Below are 17090 nucleotides of genomic sequence, written 5' to 3'. Positions count from 1 at the left end.
ACGACCGTAAATGCCAGATACGATACTGATCCTATCCGACCGGGCCGATCGGCAGGTCAGACAATTACAGGCTTCGCTTGAGCGTCTCGGCTTCAATATCCTCACCTTGCACCTTGCCGATATCGCTTTCGATACCCGTTTCTCATCGGGACTTGCGATCCCGGGATTGAACGGCGCTTTGCCAGCGGGTGTCATCGTGCGTTCGATATCATCAGGATCGTTCGAGGCGATTACCCGAAGGCTCGGCATTTTGCATGCCTTCGCGCAAATGGACGTTCCGGTGTGGAACTCGGCCAAGGCCATCGAGCGCTGCGTCGACAAATCGACGACCACCTTTCTGTTGGCGCATGCCGGTCTGCCGACGCCGCAGACTTTTGCCGTCGAGAACCTCGCCAACGCGCGCGACGTTGCCGAGCGCGAGCTTGGGCACGGCCCCCTGGTGCTGAAACCGCTATTTGGATCGCAAGGCAAGGGCCTTCGCCTGATCAGGAGCGTCGATGACCTCCCCCAGCCCGAGGAAGTCGACGACATCTATTACCTGCAGCGTTACGTTGCGCATTCGGGACCGCCCTTCTGCGACTACCGGGTTTTTACGTGCGCGGGTGAGGTGCTGGGCATGATGGCGCGCCGCGCCGACGGCTGGATCACCAACATGGCCAAGGGCGCCAAGGCCGAACCCGTCATCGGTACCGTGCGCCCGCTGCTCGAAGGTCTGGCGCTCGCCGCGTCTGCAGCCATCGGCACGGACTTTGCCGGCATCGATATCGTGCCCGCCGCCGATGGCCGCCTTCTAGTCCTTGAGGTCAACAGCATGCCGGCCTGGACCGGCTTGCAATCGGTCGTGCCGGTGCGCATTGCCGATCGTATCGCCAGTGCCCTCGCCGCCCGCATCGCTCCTGCACTCGATGAAAGGCCTGCAGCATGAAACCGACACGGGAGCAGATAAGGCGTGCCTATATCGATGCCTGTTATCACGAGATCGACGCGCTCAAACCGGGAAACGTGCATCGATTTGCTGACGGCCACAAGATGAGCGCCGCACAGTTCTTCGACAGCGCGCAGGCTTCGGCTGCGCCGATTGCGGACCCTGAACTTGCCATTGGTGCGCGCATCCTTGCCGCGATCAGGGCGACGCGGCAGAAGGTTGAAACCAACACCAATCTCGGCATCGTTCTCCTTTGTGCGCCGCTGGCACAGGCTGCGGAGCGCGGCGGCGCCGACCTGCGCGTTAACCTTGATGCCGTGCTTGCGGCGCTCGACATCGATGACGCGCGCAATGCGTTCGCCGCGATTGTCCTTGCGCAGCCCGGCGGTCTCGGCTCCGCCCCTAGGCATGACGTGGCAGAAGAACCCGCAGTCACGCTGCTCGAAGCGATGCGCGAAGCCGCCGACCGTGACATGATTGGCCGCCAATATGCCACCGGCTTTGCTGATATCTTCAGCGGCGGATTTGCCGCGTACGCTGCCGCTGTCCAAGCGGGCGAGGAGCAGATGTGGCCCATCGTATTCGTCTATCTCCATTACTTGTCGGCCTTTGCCGACAGTCACATCGCTCGCAAGTTCGGTGCGGCGCGCGCTGAAGCAACACGCAAGAAGGCGGCACATATACAGGAGCGTGTACACGCTCTTAAGGACGGCACTGAACGGGAAAAGCTGCTCCTCGCCTTCGATGCCGAGCTCAAGCATGATGGCATCAACCCCGGCACGTCCGCCGACCTCACCGTTGCAACCCTTTTTGCGCTACAACTCAACTTGGTCTTGCATATTCCCTAGGTAAATGGTTGAATTTCGTTAGTGGATTTCATCCGCTGCTATCTGGCCAACCGACCCCCAACTCAAGGGTGCTGCGAACAAGGATAGCTGTCCATCGAGCGTCGTGTCTCGAGGTGCGGCATCTTTGGACGAACCATTTGGGACCGCTATAGGGAGGAAATAGGCTGTGGCGAAAATCAATAAAGTTATGGTTGGCGAGTCGCTGGTTGGCGACGGAAATGAAGTTGCGCATATCGATCTTCTGATCGGGCCGCGTGGCAGTGCCGTTGAGACGGCATTCTGCAATGCGTTGACGAACAACAAGGATGGGTTCACCTCCCTGCTTGCCGTCATTGCTCCGAACCTCGCATGCAAACCCAATACGATCCTGTTCAACAAGGTTACTATCAAGGGCGCCAAGCAGGCCGTCCAGATGTTCGGACCGGCACAGCATGCTGTTGCCAAGGCGGTTCAGGACAGTGTTGCCGACGGAACGATTCCTGCGGACGAAGCCGACGATATCTTCATCTGCGTTGGCGTTTTCATCCATTGGGAAGCAGAGAGCGACGCGAAGATCCAGGACTACAACTATCGCGCCACGAAGGAAGCAATCCAACGCGCAGTAACGGGCAAGCCGACGGCCGCGGAAGCAACCGCCCAGCGCGATTCCGTGAAGCACCCCTTCAGCGCATAGACAAGAGACAACCCCGCACAGAGCGCGCCCTCTGTTGAACCGGATGGCCTGCTGCGCCGGTTGGCAAAACTCTTGGGATTCTAGGTTTCGAGGAAGGGGACACCCTCTTCCTCGAAGGCTCTGCGCCTTTTCACACCTTGTGCATGAAAGATGCGATCGCCTCTGAGGCGAGAGCACCATTGTGAAGCGACGTCGCTACAAGTGCGCCCTCGATGCCCATGGCGGCGAGCTGGTGAAGGTCGTTGGCATCGCGGATACCGCCGGCGGCGATGACCGATCGATTGCCGGCACGCCGCTTTATGTCAGCTAGCCAACTGAAGTTCGGACCCGCGTTCGCGCCAATACTGCCAAGGGTCATCACGATGATATTCGACGGCCAGGTTTGGGCATCCGCGAGGATCCCCTCTGGTCCAAGAAATGCGTTGCCGCGAAAATCTAGGGATAGAATGATGCCGGGCATCTTGAGAAGCGCCAAATCGCGCTGGGACTCGGAGCCAATGACCGGAACAATTCCCTTGAGCGACAGTGCTTGTTCAACCTCTTCTTGAGCAGAGAATCCGGCATCTAGCCAGATGGCCGAGGGCGCGAGCGCGTCCTGCAGTTGCGACACGAGGTGAAGTGGCGGATGGCGGCCTTCGATTGCGTCGAGATCGGCGACGTAGACAAGTGGAAACGGATAGAGCGAGTTAAGGCCCCGTGCGACATCGCCTATCTCGGCCGTCGGGCTCAGCGGGGTCTCGATGGGGCGATAATTGGCACGATCGCCGAGATGCGCCCGCACCACGCGGCCGTCTTTTATGTCGATTACCGGAATGATATGCACAGGATCGAATCCAAGTGATGAGAGTGCCATGAAACCGCGATTTGCCAATGAAAGAAAGCCCCTCGTAACCGGTTGGGATCTTGGCGGTGCACACCTGAAACAGGCGAAATGCCTGGGCGGTGAGATCGTCTCCGCGCAGATTGTAAAGACCCCCCTATGGCTCGGCATCGACCAATTGCGCGCAGCGCTGCGTGAAATGGGGCCTTTGCGCAAAGCGGGCAACCTCAATGTCTTCACCATGACCGGCGAACTTTCCGACACCTTTGCGTCGCGCGACTCAGGGATCGCCGGCCTGCTCGATCTTATTGAGGCCGAATTCGGTAGCGATGACACGCTGATCTATGCGGGACGGGCGGGATTTTGCGATGTCACGACGGCGCGCGGGCTTGGAAGCGACATTGCGTCTGCAAATTGGCACGCGACGGCAAGTTTAAGCGCCAAGCTCCTGGACAGCGGGCTTTTCGTCGATATGGGTTCGACCACCACCGACATCCTTGCCTTCAAGGCCGGCGAGATCGCGATCGACGGCTATACCGATGCTGAGCGGCTTTTGACGGGAGAACTGGTCTACACGGGATTTGCCCGTTCGGCGCTTATCGGCATCGCGGCGCTGGTACCGGTGCAAGGCCGCATGACACCCCTGATGAACGAATACTTCGCCAACACCGCCGATCTCGGCCGCATTCTCGGCACGCTGGATGAAGCCGACGACAAATATCCATCGGCCGATCGCCAGGCAAAGTCTGTCGCCGGCTCTATGGCGCGTCTCGCACGCATGGTCGGGCGCGACAGTGCCGATCTGGAATACGACGAGTGGGTGGATATCGCGCGGTGGTTCAGCGAGCATCAGCTGCGCATGATCCATGACGGCGCCTTCCGCGTTGCGCGGCGCATAGGGTCGAATTATGCGGCACCTATCGTCGGTGCGGGCATTGGCCGGCCGCAGATCAAGCGTCTTGCAGCGCGACTTGAACGCCCCTTTCTCGATTTCGGATCGCTTATCCCGGCAACCGATGCTGCGCGCGATGATGCGAGCAAGGCGGCGCCGGCTGCTGCGGTCGCACTTTTGGGCTCAATGCATCTTAAAGGAACTGAAGCTCCCTATCAGCCGTGATGATGCTCATGATGGATGGCATCCTTGCCTTTCGCATCGCGGGCATCGCGATGGTCCTTCACTCTTTGCATCAGCCATGACCAGGCCTGTTGCTCGTCAGGGCCGGCCGTTTTCTCCATGGCTATCGATAGATATTTTATCTCGGCCTCGATCTTTTCAGGTGGCAGCATGTGTAATCGGCTGACGAGAATCGCGAGTTCGAGGATGGCTGCCTTGGCGCGGTTGAGCCCGGTAAACGGAGCGTGCGTCTCTTCCGACACGATCTCGCAAAGATGCTGGGGTCGAAGGCCGTCATCATTGACCGAAACAACCTTCAGAACCGAGTGGCTGAGCGCCGATTGGAGACGGGGAACTTTGCAACCCTTGACGGCGACAGTGGGCCAGTCTTTGCGCCCGGTCAGGCATCCGGCAAAAACCAGCATATCGTCCGTGTAGTTGGCGATTGCATAGGGCACTGCAGCGAGGTTTTCCAGCGTCTTTGACGGCCGGAACGGCGCAATGATCCATTTGTCGTCCTGCTGGATAATGCCGAGCGGAGCGATATGCACCGCGCCTTGATTGTCCACAGTCGTTACGATCGTTTCCCTGATGTAGGTCATGGCGCCACATCCTTTTTTGTCCGCAACGTATGTCCGGCCTCGGCCAGCCTCGTGCGGTCCTCTTGTTTCTCAGGCGCAGCAGCGCCCCATGCGAGCGGCTCGTCCTGCGCATAACGCTTGCCGAGCTTCCAGGCGATTTCCGCTTTCGTCAGTTCCGCACCGAGATAGAAGGCGTGCGCGCCATCAGCCTCAACGCCGAGACCAGGGAAAAGTTCGAATACGTCCTGTGCCGTCCGGTGGCCCTTGCCGTTGAAAACATGGACACCGTCAGGCGCGGTCATGATGCGGAAATTCGCATCGCGAACGTCAGCGGCGAGCGTATCGATATCCTGAATGCTGTGCGGATAGGGTTTGCGATCATGCACCTGCAACAATCCGGCATCGTAACCACGCGGCAAGGCGTGATCCTCCTTCGCAGCGAACATCATGCGGCGGGCGCGGTCATGCTCTTCAACGGTGCGCACCGTGTGCGGACTGACGTTGACGACGAGCACATTTTGGATCGAGAGTTCGGAACAAAGTCCGGCGAGGACCGCCGTAACCCCTGAAGAGTCGGCGTCGGTAAGTTCGGTGAGATTGCCTGTGCCCATCATCATGGCAATGTCCGGCCAGCGTTTCCGCGCTTCGATGAAACGGCCAATCGAGGCCGCAAAGCCGAAATGAATGGGATCGAGAACCGGATCGGCTATGAAGGAGACACCGGCCGTCTGCGCCGCTGAAATCGCACGGCCGAGTGAATCGAGATCGCCGGCAGCCGCGGGGATGAGGATGGGGGTCGCACGATATTTTTCGGCAAGCCAAACGGTCTCCTCGGTCAGGCTGAGGAGATAGTCGGCGCCAGCTGCGGCCCCCACCTCCAGCTCCTTGATATTGGCGGAATCAACGCTGACCTTGAGGCCCAATGCCTTCAGGCTGCGAACGGCCTCGGCGAGATGCGGAAACGGCGTTTCCGGCAGGCAACCAAGATCGATTACATCGGCGCCAGCGGCGCTGAGCGTCATTGCACGCCGCACCAGCGCCTCGATGCCCAATGCCGATGCGTCGACAATTTCGGCAAAAATCCTCATGTCGTGGCGCGAAAGGTCGACCGGCCTACCGGACCTCCCAAGGAAGGCGGGAAGATCGGCCACCTCATCCGGACCGCGCACAAAAGCCACACCGAACCTGTCGCTCAGCCGCGCAAGATCACCCCGGTAGCGCCCAGGCAGGATCACGCGGTCCGCAGTGAACGGCGGCTTCAAACGGCGCGAAATGATTTCCTCGGTCATCAAGGCCGCGACCTTCACGCCGATATCGACGATCTCATAGGAAAAAGTCGTTTCCCCGAGGTCCGCGAGAACCCGCTCCAGCCGCGAGCGCGCCAAGTGCCCGGTCAGGAACAGCAGGCGCTCAGCCATCGCTGGCAATCTCATTTTGCCGCTGTGCGATGAGCCCCTGCAGTTCGGAAAGTGATTCCACAACCTTGGTACGGGGATAGGCCTTCAGGCGCTCGGTGTTTTCCAGGTCGATGGGCCGTGGATAGACCTTGACCATGCCGCCCGGCGCCATGGTTTCTAGTTCCGGCGCGGTGTCGCAGGCAAAGACGATCGACGGCACGCGGCACTTGCCGGCCTGCGCGTAAACATTGGTGGGCAAGGAGTCCGATATGCCAGCCACGCATTTCGCCACCGTATTCGAGGTAGCCGGTGCAATCACTGCCGTATGATAAACGCCGTGGTAAAACCCTCCGATCGGGATTGAACTGGCCGTCTTGTCGTGGAGAACGCGCATCGTATCGGGGAAATCGAGCTTCAGGCCATACATGCGCAGGACCTCATTCGCCGCTTTGGATACGAATATATCGCAGTGTTCGAGCGTGCGGATCAACTCGAAGCTTTCGATGAAGAAATGGCCCGAGCCGGTAAGGGCCCAGGCCCAGCGCGGCCTATGAAGTTGTGTCATTGAGCACCCATGTCTTCAACAATACTGCAACGCATGATCGGGTGTCCGGGGATCGTTGCCAAGGGTAATTTCAACGCGTCGAGTGTCTGCGGACCGGCAATATAAAGATCAATGTCGGGGGCAAGCATCTTGTCCAGCAGCGGATCGACAATAGCGGCGTCAGCAAGGGCGGAAAGCGATGCGCAATGCAGGTATTCGTCCGTCTGTTTGATGAGAAGCAGCGCTTTGGCCCCGAGTTTTTCTGCGAGCCAAGCGCTCAGCGAATCGGACGTCACATTCCAAGAGCGCTCGACATCGGCGGCGTCGATCGTCATGGTCGAAGGCAGCCAGACAGGAATACGTTCCGCCACCAGCACGTCACCTATCTCGCCGACAGTTCGGGCAAGGCGAAGCCTGTCATGGCGCTCGGCAAGCATCATGCCGAACTGATCCATGGAGAGGATCGCCATGGCGTGAGCAGCGTCATCCGAAATGCCGAACCGCTTTTGCGCAAGCCGCACCTGGTCCGCAAAGGGGCCACCGCCGGGGACGATTACGAGCGGAAAGGTCGAGCTCGCCAGAGCGTCGATCCAGTGCTGCATTTCCGCCTTTCCCGCCGTGCTCCCGCCGAGCTTCACGACAAGCGGTTTCATGAGGAGGCGCCGCCCTTCCTGCCTCCATGCACATGCACCTGCTCGGCCTTGCCCTGTCTCGACTTGGCCGAGTTTCGCATGTCGTTCTTGCGCTCGATCTCGACGCCGACGCCGCCTGGCCCGAGTTCCAGTTTCTCCGCCCGGACGACAACACGGGTCACGCGTGGATTTTCCAGAACCAGCGCCGCCACCTGTTCCGCCAATGTCTCGGCGAGCTCGACATGGCCCTGCGCAACGATCGCCCGGATGCCGTCCATTATGAGGTCGTAGGAAACGACATGGCGCATGTCCTCGGGATTGCGCGTCACGCGGAGCACATCCGCAGTAACATCGAAGCGAACCTTCTGGCTCTTGCCGTGTTCGAAACTATAGGCGCCGATCTGCACGGGAACGACGAAATCCCTGACGAAGATCTTGTCGGTTCCGAGGCCGGCTTCTGCGGGATCGGGAAAATAGGCGCGGGCGGCGAGCAGCTTGTAGTCGACACCCGGAGGCGCACGCAGCCCCTCCGTTTCCGGAATAAGGCCACGTATCTTCGCTGTCGCCTGCGCGTCAACAGGCGAATTACGGCTGAGCCCCGCGCACAGCGCCCCGCGAAATCCGAGAAAATCCGGCTTGAAGGCAAGGAGCCGTGGAACGTCCGGCGCCTCGAGCGATCCCGCTACGCCGCACATCAATTCGTGCGAATGGCACTCCTTGATGAAATGGCCGATCTGGTCGGGCGTCATGTGGTCGAGCAGCCGGCCCGAAGCCTTGTCCGCGGTATCGATCATAACGCCATGAAACCCTGCAGCGGCCAGCTTCTCGACAAGGTTTTCATCATATTCCGCCACATGATCCGCGAAGAGAACGGCAATCAATTTTCCGTGCGTTGCGAGCGGCTTCAGTACCTCGATGCAGGCATCGAGCTGCGCGTTCGGGAAGAACCCAACCTTGAGATAATCGATCCCGGCCGCCGCAATTTCCTCGACCTTGCTGCGGATTGTGTCAGGGTGCATCGGCAGATCGCCACAGGCAGCGCTGAGCGGTCGGCGTCCGGCAATATAATCCTTTACTTCCAATAGCTTGGATAGTTCCACCGCGCCCAGGGCACCATTTGCCGGATCCTTCAGATCGATGATATCGGCGCCGTTCAGAAAGACGATTTCCGCTTCCTGGCGATCCCTTACGCTGGCCAGCATCTGCGTCATTGGCGCGCTCCCGACAGAATGAACATCACATCAACCAACGCGTGAGAAAAGCTGACACGGTGGGTTGAGATTTCGGCGGGCTTGTTTAAAAACACTCTGGGCACCTCTGTTCTTAAGCGACCGCCATGACGCGAATGGCGGCAAAACGGAATGGTATGATTATGAAGAGTACGGTGCCAAACACTCTCGTTTTTTTATTCGGCTTTTTTTTGCTCTTCGTCAACGTCCCTTCCCTAAACGCACAAGCTACACAACCCGACAAATCTGCAAAACCTGCGCTTGATGTACGCATCGGTTATCTGCGCGCCTATGAGCCGCAACTTGCGCTCTCCGTACTTGATATTCCGCCGCGCGACGAGGGCGTGGCCGGCGCAAACGTTGCCATTAACGACAACAATACGACCGGCAAATTTCTCGGCCAATCCTTTATTCTCGATGTAACGGAAGCCAAGCCGCAGGCCGACATCGTGCCCGTTTTCAAGGAAATGCTGGCGCGGGGCGATCGCTTTATCCTCGCCGACATTTCAGCCAAGCAACTGCTTTCGATCGCCGATCTTGCCAAGGAAAATGGCGCGATCCTCTTCAATGTCGGGGCCACCGACGATTCGCTTCGGGAAGAGGAATGCCGTTCGAATGTCTTCCATACGGCGCCCACCCGCTCGATGCTGGCTGACGGCCTCGCGCAATATCTTGTCTGGAAACAATGGCGCAAATGGGTGCTGCTTTATGGCTCCCACGACGGCGACAAGCTTTACGCCGATGCGATGAGGCGCGCCGCCACGCGTTTCGGCGCGACCATCGTCGAAGAGCGGCTTTACGAGGACAAGGGCACCGCACGCCGCACTGACACAGGCGTCATCCAGGTACAAAAGCAGATGCCGGTATTCACCCAGAACCTGCCCGAACATGACGTCGTGATCGTCGCCGACGAAAGCGAGGTCTTCGGCAGCTATGTGCCCTATCGGACCTGGACGCCGCGTCCAGTTGCAGGCACGGCGGGGCTTGTGGCTTCGAGCTGGCATCCCGCCAGCGAACAATGGGGCGGATCGCAAATCCAGAACCGTTTCGCCAAGGCGACTGGTCGCCGGATGCTTTCAAAGGACATGCAGGCATGGACTGCGGTCCGCATTGTCGGCGAGGCGGTCACACGGACGAAAGGCAATGATCCGAAGCAGGTCGAGGACTACATCAAGTCGGACGGTTTCTCGATTGCCGCGTTCAAGGGCCAGAAGCTGACCTTCCGCAATTGGAATTGGCAGTTGCGCCAACCTGTTCTGATCGGCGATGGCCACGGGGTGGTGTCGACTTCGCCGCAGGAGGGCTTCCTGCATCAATTCTCCGAGCTGGATACGCTCGGCGTCGACAGGCCGGAGACCAAGTGTAAACTGAACTAGAAATACTGGGAGGACTGAATGCGACGGACCTTACGCCTGCTCGCCGCGACTGCGGCTCTGCCATTTCTTGCGGGCCCAAGCCTTGCGAATATGGTGTACGTGTCGAACGAGAAAGACAACACGGTCACCGTCGTCGATTCGAAATCAATGGAAGTCGTCAAGACGCTCGAAGTCGGACAGAGGCCGCGGGGAATTACCATCTCGCAGGACGGTAAATTCGTCTACGTCTGCGCCAGCGACGACGATACGGTGGAGATCATCGATACCGCCTCCGGCGAGATCGTAGGATCGCTTCCCTCCGGCCCTGATCCCGAACTTTTCGTGCTCTCGCCTGACGGCAAGAAGCTCTACATTGCCAATGAAGACGACAATCTCGTCACCGTTATCGATATCGAGAGCAAGAATGTCATCGCCGAGATACCGGTCGGGGTTGAGCCGGAAGGCATGGGTGTCAGCCCTGACGGCAAGACCATCGTCAACACGTCGGAAACGACCAACATGGCGCATTTCATCAATACCGACACCCACGAAATCACCGACAATGTCCTTGTCGACTCCCGCCCGCGCTTTGCCCAGTTCAAACCTGACGGTTCCGAGGTCTGGGTGTCAGCCGAAGTCGGCGGCACCGTGTCGGTTATCGACAACGCCAAGCGCGAAGTGACCCACAAGATCACGTTCGAGATCCAGGGGCTGCGGTCGGAACAGATCCAGCCCGTCGGCATTCGCATCACCGCCGACGGCAAGAAGGCCTATGTCGCTCTCGGACCGGCCAACCGCGTCGCGGTCGTCAATGCCGAGACCTACGAGGTGGAGAAATACATCCTCGTCGGGCAACGCGTATGGCAGCTCGCCTTCACACCGGATGGCAAGAACATCATCAGCACCAACGGGCTTTCGAATGACATCACCTTCATCGATACGGCCACGGACGAGCCGATAAAGTCCGTTACCGTCGGGCAACTGCCCTGGGGTGTCGTGGTGGCGCCGAACTGACCAATGAATGACGCATATCAAGGGAGGAAAAGCATGAGAAATTTCAAGACGGTCGCCCTCGCGACATTCCTGAGCATTATGGCCGCCCAAACGGCATTTGCCCAGGCCGATGATGACGACGACGATCAGGCGGCACCGAAGCCGAAGGCCGAAGCACAAACCAAGGCACCGGCGGTCACGCGTGCGAGCAAGAACCTCCCGGAACTCATTCTTGGCTCCAAGACCGACGACTTCGCCGTCAATCAGAAGGATTTCGAGCTTGTCGCCGGACAAGGCTACCGCTGGAAGATCACCTCGGCCGCCGGTTTCGAATACAAGTTCTTTACCGACCTTTTCCGCAACGTCTGGATGAACCAGATCGTCATCAACGAGCTCGAGGTGCACATGAACGGGGCGCCCGCCTGGCTCGAATTCGATTCACCCGGCACGATCAATGTTCAATTCACCGCGGTTCGCCCGGGCGAATACACATGGTCGGTTCCCGACCTTGCCGACAAGGGAATGAAGGGTAAGATTACCGTCAAATAAGTGATACCGCATACGGTACCAGGGTGGAGCTCAATGGGTACAAATGCCGGACTGAGAAATATCGAAGGCAGGACTTTGCCGGAAGCAGACGTTCCCGCATTGCAATTGACTTCGGTGAGTTACGCCTATGGCAAACGACAAGCGCTGGATGACATATCATTCTCGATTGCGCCCGGACGTTTTGCCGTTCTTTTGGGTTTGAATGGAGCGGGCAAGACGACGCTGTTCTCATTGATCAGCCACCTCTTTGCCACGCGGCAAGGGAATATTCATGTCTTCGGGCACGATATAAACCGCAAGTCCGGCGACGCGCTTCGGCGCCTGGGAATTGTTTTCCAGGCGCGAACGCTCGATCTCGACCTTTCCGTACACCAGAACCTCGCCTACCACGCCTCGCTCCACGGCATTGGCTCGCGGCAGGCAAACCAGCGCATCAATGAACTCCTGATGTCGATAGACATGAGCGACCGCCTGCACGAGAAGGCGCGCAGCCTTTCCGGCGGCCAGATTCGCCGCGTCGAAATCATACGCGCGCTTTTGCACCAGCCGTCGCTGCTGCTGCTCGACGAAGCGACGGTCGGGCTCGACATCAAGTCACGCGCAACGATCCTCTCCGACATCCGCAAGCTCGTCCAGAACGAGGGCATCAGCGTACTCTGGGCGACCCATCTCATCGACGAGGTTAGCCATGCCGACCAAGTGATCGTGCTCGATCGGGGCAAGCTCATCGCCAATGGCCCCGTGCACGACGTCATCAAACGCGCGGGCGCCGAGACGATCAACGAAGCATTTTCGCGGCTTACGGGCATCGTGGCGTTAACCCCAGGGCAGAAACCATGACGGACATTGCCGGAAACGTACCACTTCCCCGGTCCTCGGCGCGCAAACGCTTCGGCCTGATGCAATATCTTGTCTGCCTCAAGGGCATTCTTATCCGTGAGGGCCTCCGCTATCTCAACCAGCGCGAGCGGTTCATTTCCTCGCTGGTTAGGCCCCTGCTTTGGCTCTTCATCTTCGCGGCTGGCTTTCGCCAGGTCCTCGGTGTCTCGATCATCCCGCCCTATCAGACCTATGTGCTCTATGAGGTCTATATCACCCCCGGCCTGTGCGGCATGATCCTTTTGTTCAGTGGCATGCAATCATCCTTGTCCATGGTCTATGACCGCGAGATGGGAAACATGCGCACGCTCCTCGTCAGCCCGTTTCCGCGCTGGTTCCTGCTGGTAGCGAAGCTCCTGGCCGGTGTCGCCGTTTCGATCACCCAGGTCTATGCCTTCCTGTTCATTGCATGGTTCTGGGGTGTCAAAGCGCCGCCCATTGGCTATCTCCTGACCCTCCCCGCCCTCTTCCTTGCCGGCATGATGCTCGGCGCGCTTGGCATGCTGCTCTCTTCGGTGGTGAAGCAGCTCGAAAACTTCGCCGGGATCATGAACTTCGTGATCTTCCCGATGTATTTCGCCTCGTCGGCGCTCTATCCGCTGTGGCGCGTGCAGGAGGCAAGCCCGCTGCTTTACAAAATCTGCCAGCTCAATCCGTTTACCTATGCCGTGGAATTGATCCGGTTTGCCTTCTATGGTCAGGTCGAATGGACTTCGCTTGCCGTCGTATGCGGCTTTACGCTTGCCTTCATGACCGGCGCCATCATTGCCTACGACCCTTCGAGGGGTCTCACCATTCGCAAGCAGGAGGGAGGAAATACGTGAGACAAGCGCGCAATATTGCCCTGATTTCGGCAACGCTTCTTCCCTTTTTTGCTACGCTTCCCGCTTATGCGGCGGCGAGCAACGATCCGGACTGGCCCTGCATCCAGCGCAAAGTGCCGGAAATTTCGGTCGGGCAGGTCTGGAACGGACCGCAAATTCCCGAAACAGCCAGCGACTGGGGCAACGATCCCAAGATCGATGATCTGGTCAGCGAGATTGCTGCCCGCCGCAACCCGCTCGACGCGGCACAGAAACAGATAACGGAATTTGCCGCCGGACTTCCCAAAGACCAGGCCAACGACAAGCTCTTTCAGGTTTTTCAGGGGGTCTTCGACACGCTCAGCCGCGAGCGCCAACAGGTGATGACCGGTATTTCACGCTACGCCATGCGCCAGCGCGACATGGCGGAGGACCTGCGTAAGGAAGCCGCCCTTGTCGATGCCATGCGCGCCAAGCCCGATGCGGATCCGGAAGAACTGGACCGGCAGGACGAGCGTCTGAAATGGGAGACGCGCATTTTCGACGAGCGCGTCCAATCCCTGACCTATGTCTGTGAGGTTCCGACGATCATCGAGCAGCGCCTTTACGGTTTGGCGAAGACGATCAGCCAGTCGCTGGTCAAGCCGTAGGCTCCGTGACCCGCCCGATCCGCCGATAGGTGAATGTTTCGGCGCCATTCGCCGAAGTGCTGGCTCCGGCCGCTTCGTTGATGAGCGCGCCCATGCGCGCGTGCAGCGGGGATTTGATGCAGGCTGGATCGGTGGCGGCGGCATCGCCGGCAATGGCCAGCGCCTGGCAGCGGCAGCCGCCCCAATCGATCTCGCGCCGCTCGCAGCTCCGGCACGGCTCCTGCATCCAATCGGTACCACGGAAAGCATTGAAAGCTGAGGACTCATGCCAGATGCGGCTTAGAGTCCAATCGCCGAAACGTTCGAAATGCAGGGTTTTGATGGTAGCGGCGGCGTGGCAGGGAAGCACAGTGCCGTCAGGCGCTACCATGAAGGCGTCGCGGGCCCACCCGCCCATGCAGGGCTTTGGATAGATGGCAAAGTAATCGGGTGTGACAAAATCGATGGTCATGATGCCCCGTAACCGCTCCTGCGCTGCCTCGACCACTTCGACCTGGCGTTCGACGGCTTCCCGCTGCGGCATCAGGGCATTGCGGTTGAGCAACGCCCAGCCCGCATATTGCACATTGGCGATTTCGAGCCGCTCGGCACCAAGTGAGAGTGCGAGATCGATGAAGTCGGGCACCTCTTCCATATTGTGCCGATGGATCGGCGCATTGATGGTCAGCGGCAGGCCGGCGGCGCGAATGCGTCGCGCCGTCTCCAGTTTCTTTTCGTGTGCGCCGCGCGCATTGCCGATCTTTTCGGTCGTCGCTGCAAACGCTCCCTGGAAACTCAGCTGGACATGATCAAGTCCCGCTTCAGCAAAGGACTCGATGCGGCCCTCAGCAATGCCGACACCCGCTGTGATAAGGTTCGTATAGACGCCGCGCCGCGCAAGGCACGCGATGAGGTCAACGAGGTCAGCGCGCAGGGTCGGCTCGCCGCCCGAAAGATGCACCTGCAGCACACCGAGATCGGCCGCCTGTTCAAAGAGCGAGACCCAGCCCTGCGTGTCCATCTCGCGATTGGCCTTGAGCAATTCAGCGGGGTTGGAACAATAGGCGCATTGCAGCGGGCAGCGATGCGTCAATTCCGCCAGCATGCCGATCGGGGGTAAGACAGGTTCCGTCATAACGTCACCAGAAATTTGTCGGACCATTCCTGCAGAAAGCCGGTCACATCCGGCGCAATTTCCGCTTCGTCCGCTCCATATTGGTCGCCGAGCGAGGCAATCATTTCAGCCACGGTCTGCCGCCCATCGCATAGACGCAAGATATCAAGACTGACCTCATTGGGCCAGAACACGCGCTCTGGCGACAGGAGGGCCCATGCTTCACGCACTCTATCATATTGCAGACGGACATGCCGCTTCAGGATCGGTTTCGATTGCATCGACACGAGCGAACGGGCACGGGCGGTTTCGATCATGTTAACTCCGGATCGAAGGCGCCTGGCGGAACGTGGCCCGCTTCGCCATAGGCATGCGCCAGCGCATCGAGCATCGCCCAAAGGACGTCGCACTTGAAAACCAGCGCATCGATAACCGCCTGCTGCTTCTCGGCCGTGTCTGCATGTTTCATGACATAGGCAAGGGCAAAGTCGGAATCGCGCGATGCCTGGGTCGGACGTTTGTCGAAATAGGCCAGAATCTCCGGCGTAACATAATCGTATTTCGCCAGCATCGCCGGAACGCGCTCGCCGATTATGACCGGCGAGAAGAGTTCGGTGAGCGACGATGCCACCGCCTCGAGCAGCGTGCGGTTGGTGCAGAACGAGAGATAGGCGCCGACTGCAAAGCGCGTCGCAGGCAGCGCCAGCTTCTCGCTTTTGACGGCGTCAGCATCGAGGCCTAGCCCCGTTGCGAGTTTCAGCCACCGGGCAATTCCGCCGTTCCAGCCATCACTTCCGTCATGGTCTTCGATCCGCTTGCGCCACTCGGCGCGGAATTCCGGGTCCTCGGCGCGTGCGATGATCATGGCATCCTTGCGCGGAATCACCGACTGATAACAATAGCGATTGAGCGCCCAGGCCTGCATCTGCGCCTTGGTCAGCGCTCCGCTGGTCATCTGGTGATGATAGGGATGGCGATTGTGATAGCGGACCGCCCCCACTTCGCGCAGAACGTTCTCAAGTTCCGCCGGCGAAAGGCCGCTTCCCGCCGCATTGCTGAAATCGCTCAAAGCCTTACCTCCATGCCGTCATGGGCGACTTCCCATCCCGCCTCCCCGACCGCGGCGCGCTCCGCCGATGCTTCATCCAGGATCGGGTTGGTATTGTTGATGTGGACATAGATCCGCCGCTTGACCCCGAGATTGCTCAGTGCATCGATCGAACCGGAGGGCCCTGAAATGTGCACATGGCCCATCCGCGCGCCGGTCTTGGAGCCGACGCCTGCAGTGATCATCTCGTCATCAGTGAAAAGCGTTCCGTCAAAGAGCAGGCAATCGGCATTCGACAGGCGGCGCTTCAGATTGGCGTCCACGGCTGCACAGCCCGGAACGTAAAATGCTGCATGTGGCGTCTGCGACGACGAGATACGAAGGCCGATCGTGTCGCCCGTCTCGGTGCCGAAACCCTGCGCGGCCAAACTTGGATCTTCGAGAAATAGCGCCACTTTGCCTGGAACGGCAAATGCCTCGACAACGAGACCGGTGGGCTTGCCGCTGGCGTCAGCGATTTTCGTAGGCTCATCGAGCAGAAGCTCGCGCCGCTTGACGATCGCTGGATCGAGCACGTTGAAAATGGAATTGCTTGCGAGAACTTCCAGGATTCGCTGGGAGGCGTAGATCGCAAATGGCTCGCGTTCGCGCAGGCTGAGAAGCCCGGCAATATGGTCGACGTCGGCGTTGGTCAGAACGACCGCGCGGATTGGTGTAGACCGCAATGGGCCTGCAGAAGCAGGCTGGAGCTCGGGTGTCGCGGCAATCTGCTCACGGATATCCGGAGACGCATTAAATACCACCCAATCCGTGCCGTTTGCACTGGCAATGAGGCTGGACTGGGTTCGGGCGCGAAAATTGATATCGCCGCTCCGGGCACCCCGGCTCAATCGATAGTTGCAATTCCATTGCGGAAACCCGCCACCTGCCGCTGAACCAATTATCTTCAAACGCATT

20 protein-coding genes are annotated in these 17090 nt (G+C 59.3%); 10 read left to right on the top strand and 10 right to left on the bottom strand.

Translation table 11 applies throughout. The features are described 5' to 3' along the window. Positions 1-10 precede the first annotated feature (10 nt). The 3 genes from HQ945_RS20155 to fae all read left to right on the top strand — a co-directional run bounded on the left by HQ945_RS20155 (position 11) and on the right by fae (position 2446). Positions 11-925, top strand: a complete 915-nt coding sequence (locus HQ945_RS20155; protein ID WP_113280433.1) for an ATP-grasp domain-containing protein — start codon at positions 11-13, stop codon at positions 923-925. After that, a complete protein-coding gene (locus tag HQ945_RS20150; RefSeq protein WP_113280432.1) occupies positions 922-1773 on the top strand; it encodes a triphosphoribosyl-dephospho-CoA synthase in 852 nt (283 codons plus the stop codon). The genes HQ945_RS20155 and HQ945_RS20150 overlap by 4 nt, the downstream gene beginning before the upstream one ends. A 166-nt stretch (positions 1774-1939) precedes the next feature. Continuing rightward, entirely contained in the window at positions 1940-2446 is a 507-nt protein-coding gene (fae, locus tag HQ945_RS20145) for a formaldehyde-activating enzyme (protein WP_027232877.1), read from the top strand. A 130-nt stretch (positions 2447-2576) separates the two neighbouring features. Here fae and HQ945_RS20140 read toward each other — a convergent pair whose 3' ends face one another. Next, positions 2577-3299: a HisA/HisF-related TIM barrel protein gene (locus HQ945_RS20140; RefSeq protein ID WP_175585071.1), complete on the bottom strand. Its 723-nt coding sequence runs from the start codon at positions 3297-3299 to the stop codon at positions 2577-2579. Between HQ945_RS20140 and HQ945_RS20135 the strand changes: the two genes are divergently transcribed. Beyond that, positions 3298-4383 carry a hydantoinase/oxoprolinase family protein gene (locus HQ945_RS20135; protein WP_113280431.1) on the top strand — a complete coding sequence of 362 codons (1086 nt, stop codon included), beginning with the start codon at positions 3298-3300 and terminating at the stop codon, positions 4381-4383. The genes HQ945_RS20140 and HQ945_RS20135 overlap by 2 nt on opposite strands. Here HQ945_RS20135 and HQ945_RS20130 read toward each other — a convergent pair. The 5 genes from HQ945_RS20130 to HQ945_RS20110 are packed head-to-tail and all read right to left on the bottom strand — an operon-like array spanning position 4374 to position 8745. Next, positions 4374-4982: a DUF447 domain-containing protein gene (locus HQ945_RS20130; RefSeq protein WP_091924753.1), complete on the bottom strand. Its 609-nt coding sequence runs from the start codon at positions 4980-4982 to the stop codon at positions 4374-4376. The two genes, HQ945_RS20135 and HQ945_RS20130, sit on opposite strands and share 10 nt — an antisense overlap. After that, complete coding sequence (locus HQ945_RS20125) at positions 4979-6379, bottom strand: DUF6513 domain-containing protein (protein WP_113280430.1); 1401 nt, start codon at positions 6377-6379, stop codon at positions 4979-4981. Before HQ945_RS20125 ends, HQ945_RS20130 begins: the two co-directional genes overlap by 4 nt. After that, on the bottom strand, positions 6372-6923 hold the full coding sequence (locus HQ945_RS20120) for a flavoprotein (protein ID WP_113280429.1): 552 nt from the start codon (positions 6921-6923) through the stop codon (positions 6372-6374). The genes HQ945_RS20125 and HQ945_RS20120 overlap by 8 nt, the downstream gene beginning before the upstream one ends. Beyond that, positions 6920-7555 (bottom strand): amino acid kinase family protein, encoded by a 636-nt coding sequence (locus HQ945_RS20115; protein WP_113280428.1) that lies wholly within the window; start codon positions 7553-7555, stop codon positions 6920-6922. Before HQ945_RS20115 ends, HQ945_RS20120 begins: the two co-directional genes overlap by 4 nt. Continuing rightward, positions 7552-8745 (bottom strand): (5-formylfuran-3-yl)methyl phosphate synthase, encoded by a 1194-nt coding sequence (locus HQ945_RS20110; protein ID WP_113280427.1) that lies wholly within the window; start codon positions 8743-8745, stop codon positions 7552-7554. The genes HQ945_RS20115 and HQ945_RS20110 overlap by 4 nt, the downstream gene beginning before the upstream one ends. Positions 8746-8906: 161 nt before the next feature. On the opposite strand from HQ945_RS20110, the gene HQ945_RS20105 reads away from it, so the two are divergent. The 6 genes from HQ945_RS20105 to HQ945_RS20080 are packed head-to-tail and all read left to right on the top strand — an operon-like array spanning position 8907 to position 13992. Beyond that, positions 8907-10139, top strand: coding sequence for an ABC transporter substrate-binding protein (locus tag HQ945_RS20105; protein WP_113280477.1), 1233 nt, complete (start codon positions 8907-8909; stop codon positions 10137-10139). An 18-nt stretch (positions 10140-10157) separates the two neighbouring features. Then, positions 10158-11132, top strand: a complete 975-nt coding sequence (locus HQ945_RS20100; RefSeq protein WP_091924740.1) for a YVTN family beta-propeller repeat protein — start codon at positions 10158-10160, stop codon at positions 11130-11132. Between the two features lie 33 nt (positions 11133-11165). After that, positions 11166-11660 (top strand): cupredoxin domain-containing protein, encoded by a 495-nt coding sequence (locus HQ945_RS20095; protein WP_113280426.1) that lies wholly within the window; start codon positions 11166-11168, stop codon positions 11658-11660. A gap of 33 nt (positions 11661-11693) precedes the next feature. Then, complete coding sequence (locus HQ945_RS20090; RefSeq protein ID WP_174208439.1) at positions 11694-12500, top strand: ABC transporter ATP-binding protein; 807 nt, start codon at positions 11694-11696, stop codon at positions 12498-12500. 59 nt (positions 12501-12559) lie between these two features. Next, positions 12560-13363, top strand: a complete 804-nt coding sequence (locus HQ945_RS20085) for an ABC transporter permease (RefSeq protein WP_051615293.1) — start codon at positions 12560-12562, stop codon at positions 13361-13363. Continuing rightward, positions 13360-13992 (top strand): hypothetical protein, encoded by a 633-nt coding sequence (locus tag HQ945_RS20080; protein ID WP_051615261.1) that lies wholly within the window; start codon positions 13360-13362, stop codon positions 13990-13992. Before HQ945_RS20085 ends, HQ945_RS20080 begins: the two co-directional genes overlap by 4 nt. On the opposite strand, the gene pqqE is transcribed toward HQ945_RS20080, so the two are convergent. Genes pqqE through pqqB form a run of 4 tightly spaced genes read right to left on the bottom strand, consistent with a single transcriptional unit; the run spans position 13982 to position 17089 of the window. Continuing rightward, complete coding sequence (gene pqqE, locus HQ945_RS20075) at positions 13982-15106, bottom strand: pyrroloquinoline quinone biosynthesis protein PqqE (protein WP_113280424.1); 1125 nt, start codon at positions 15104-15106, stop codon at positions 13982-13984. The genes HQ945_RS20080 and pqqE overlap by 11 nt on opposite strands. Continuing rightward, on the bottom strand, positions 15103-15402 hold the full coding sequence (gene pqqD, locus HQ945_RS20070; RefSeq protein WP_027232890.1) for a pyrroloquinoline quinone biosynthesis peptide chaperone PqqD: 300 nt from the start codon (positions 15400-15402) through the stop codon (positions 15103-15105). Before pqqD ends, pqqE begins: the two co-directional genes overlap by 4 nt. Next, on the bottom strand, positions 15399-16154 hold the full coding sequence (pqqC, locus tag HQ945_RS20065) for a pyrroloquinoline-quinone synthase PqqC (RefSeq protein ID WP_113280423.1): 756 nt from the start codon (positions 16152-16154) through the stop codon (positions 15399-15401). Before pqqC ends, pqqD begins: the two co-directional genes overlap by 4 nt. Further along, positions 16151-17089, bottom strand: a complete 939-nt coding sequence (gene pqqB / locus HQ945_RS20060; RefSeq protein WP_113280422.1) for a pyrroloquinoline quinone biosynthesis protein PqqB — start codon at positions 17087-17089, stop codon at positions 16151-16153. The genes pqqC and pqqB overlap by 4 nt, the downstream gene beginning before the upstream one ends. Position 17090 lies beyond the last annotated feature (1 nt).

It is taken from the genome of Phyllobacterium pellucidum (assembly GCF_013327855.1).
GTDB lineage: Bacteria > Pseudomonadota > Alphaproteobacteria > Rhizobiales > Rhizobiaceae > Phyllobacterium > Phyllobacterium pellucidum.
This window is presented reverse-complemented; position numbering and strand designations above follow the sequence as displayed.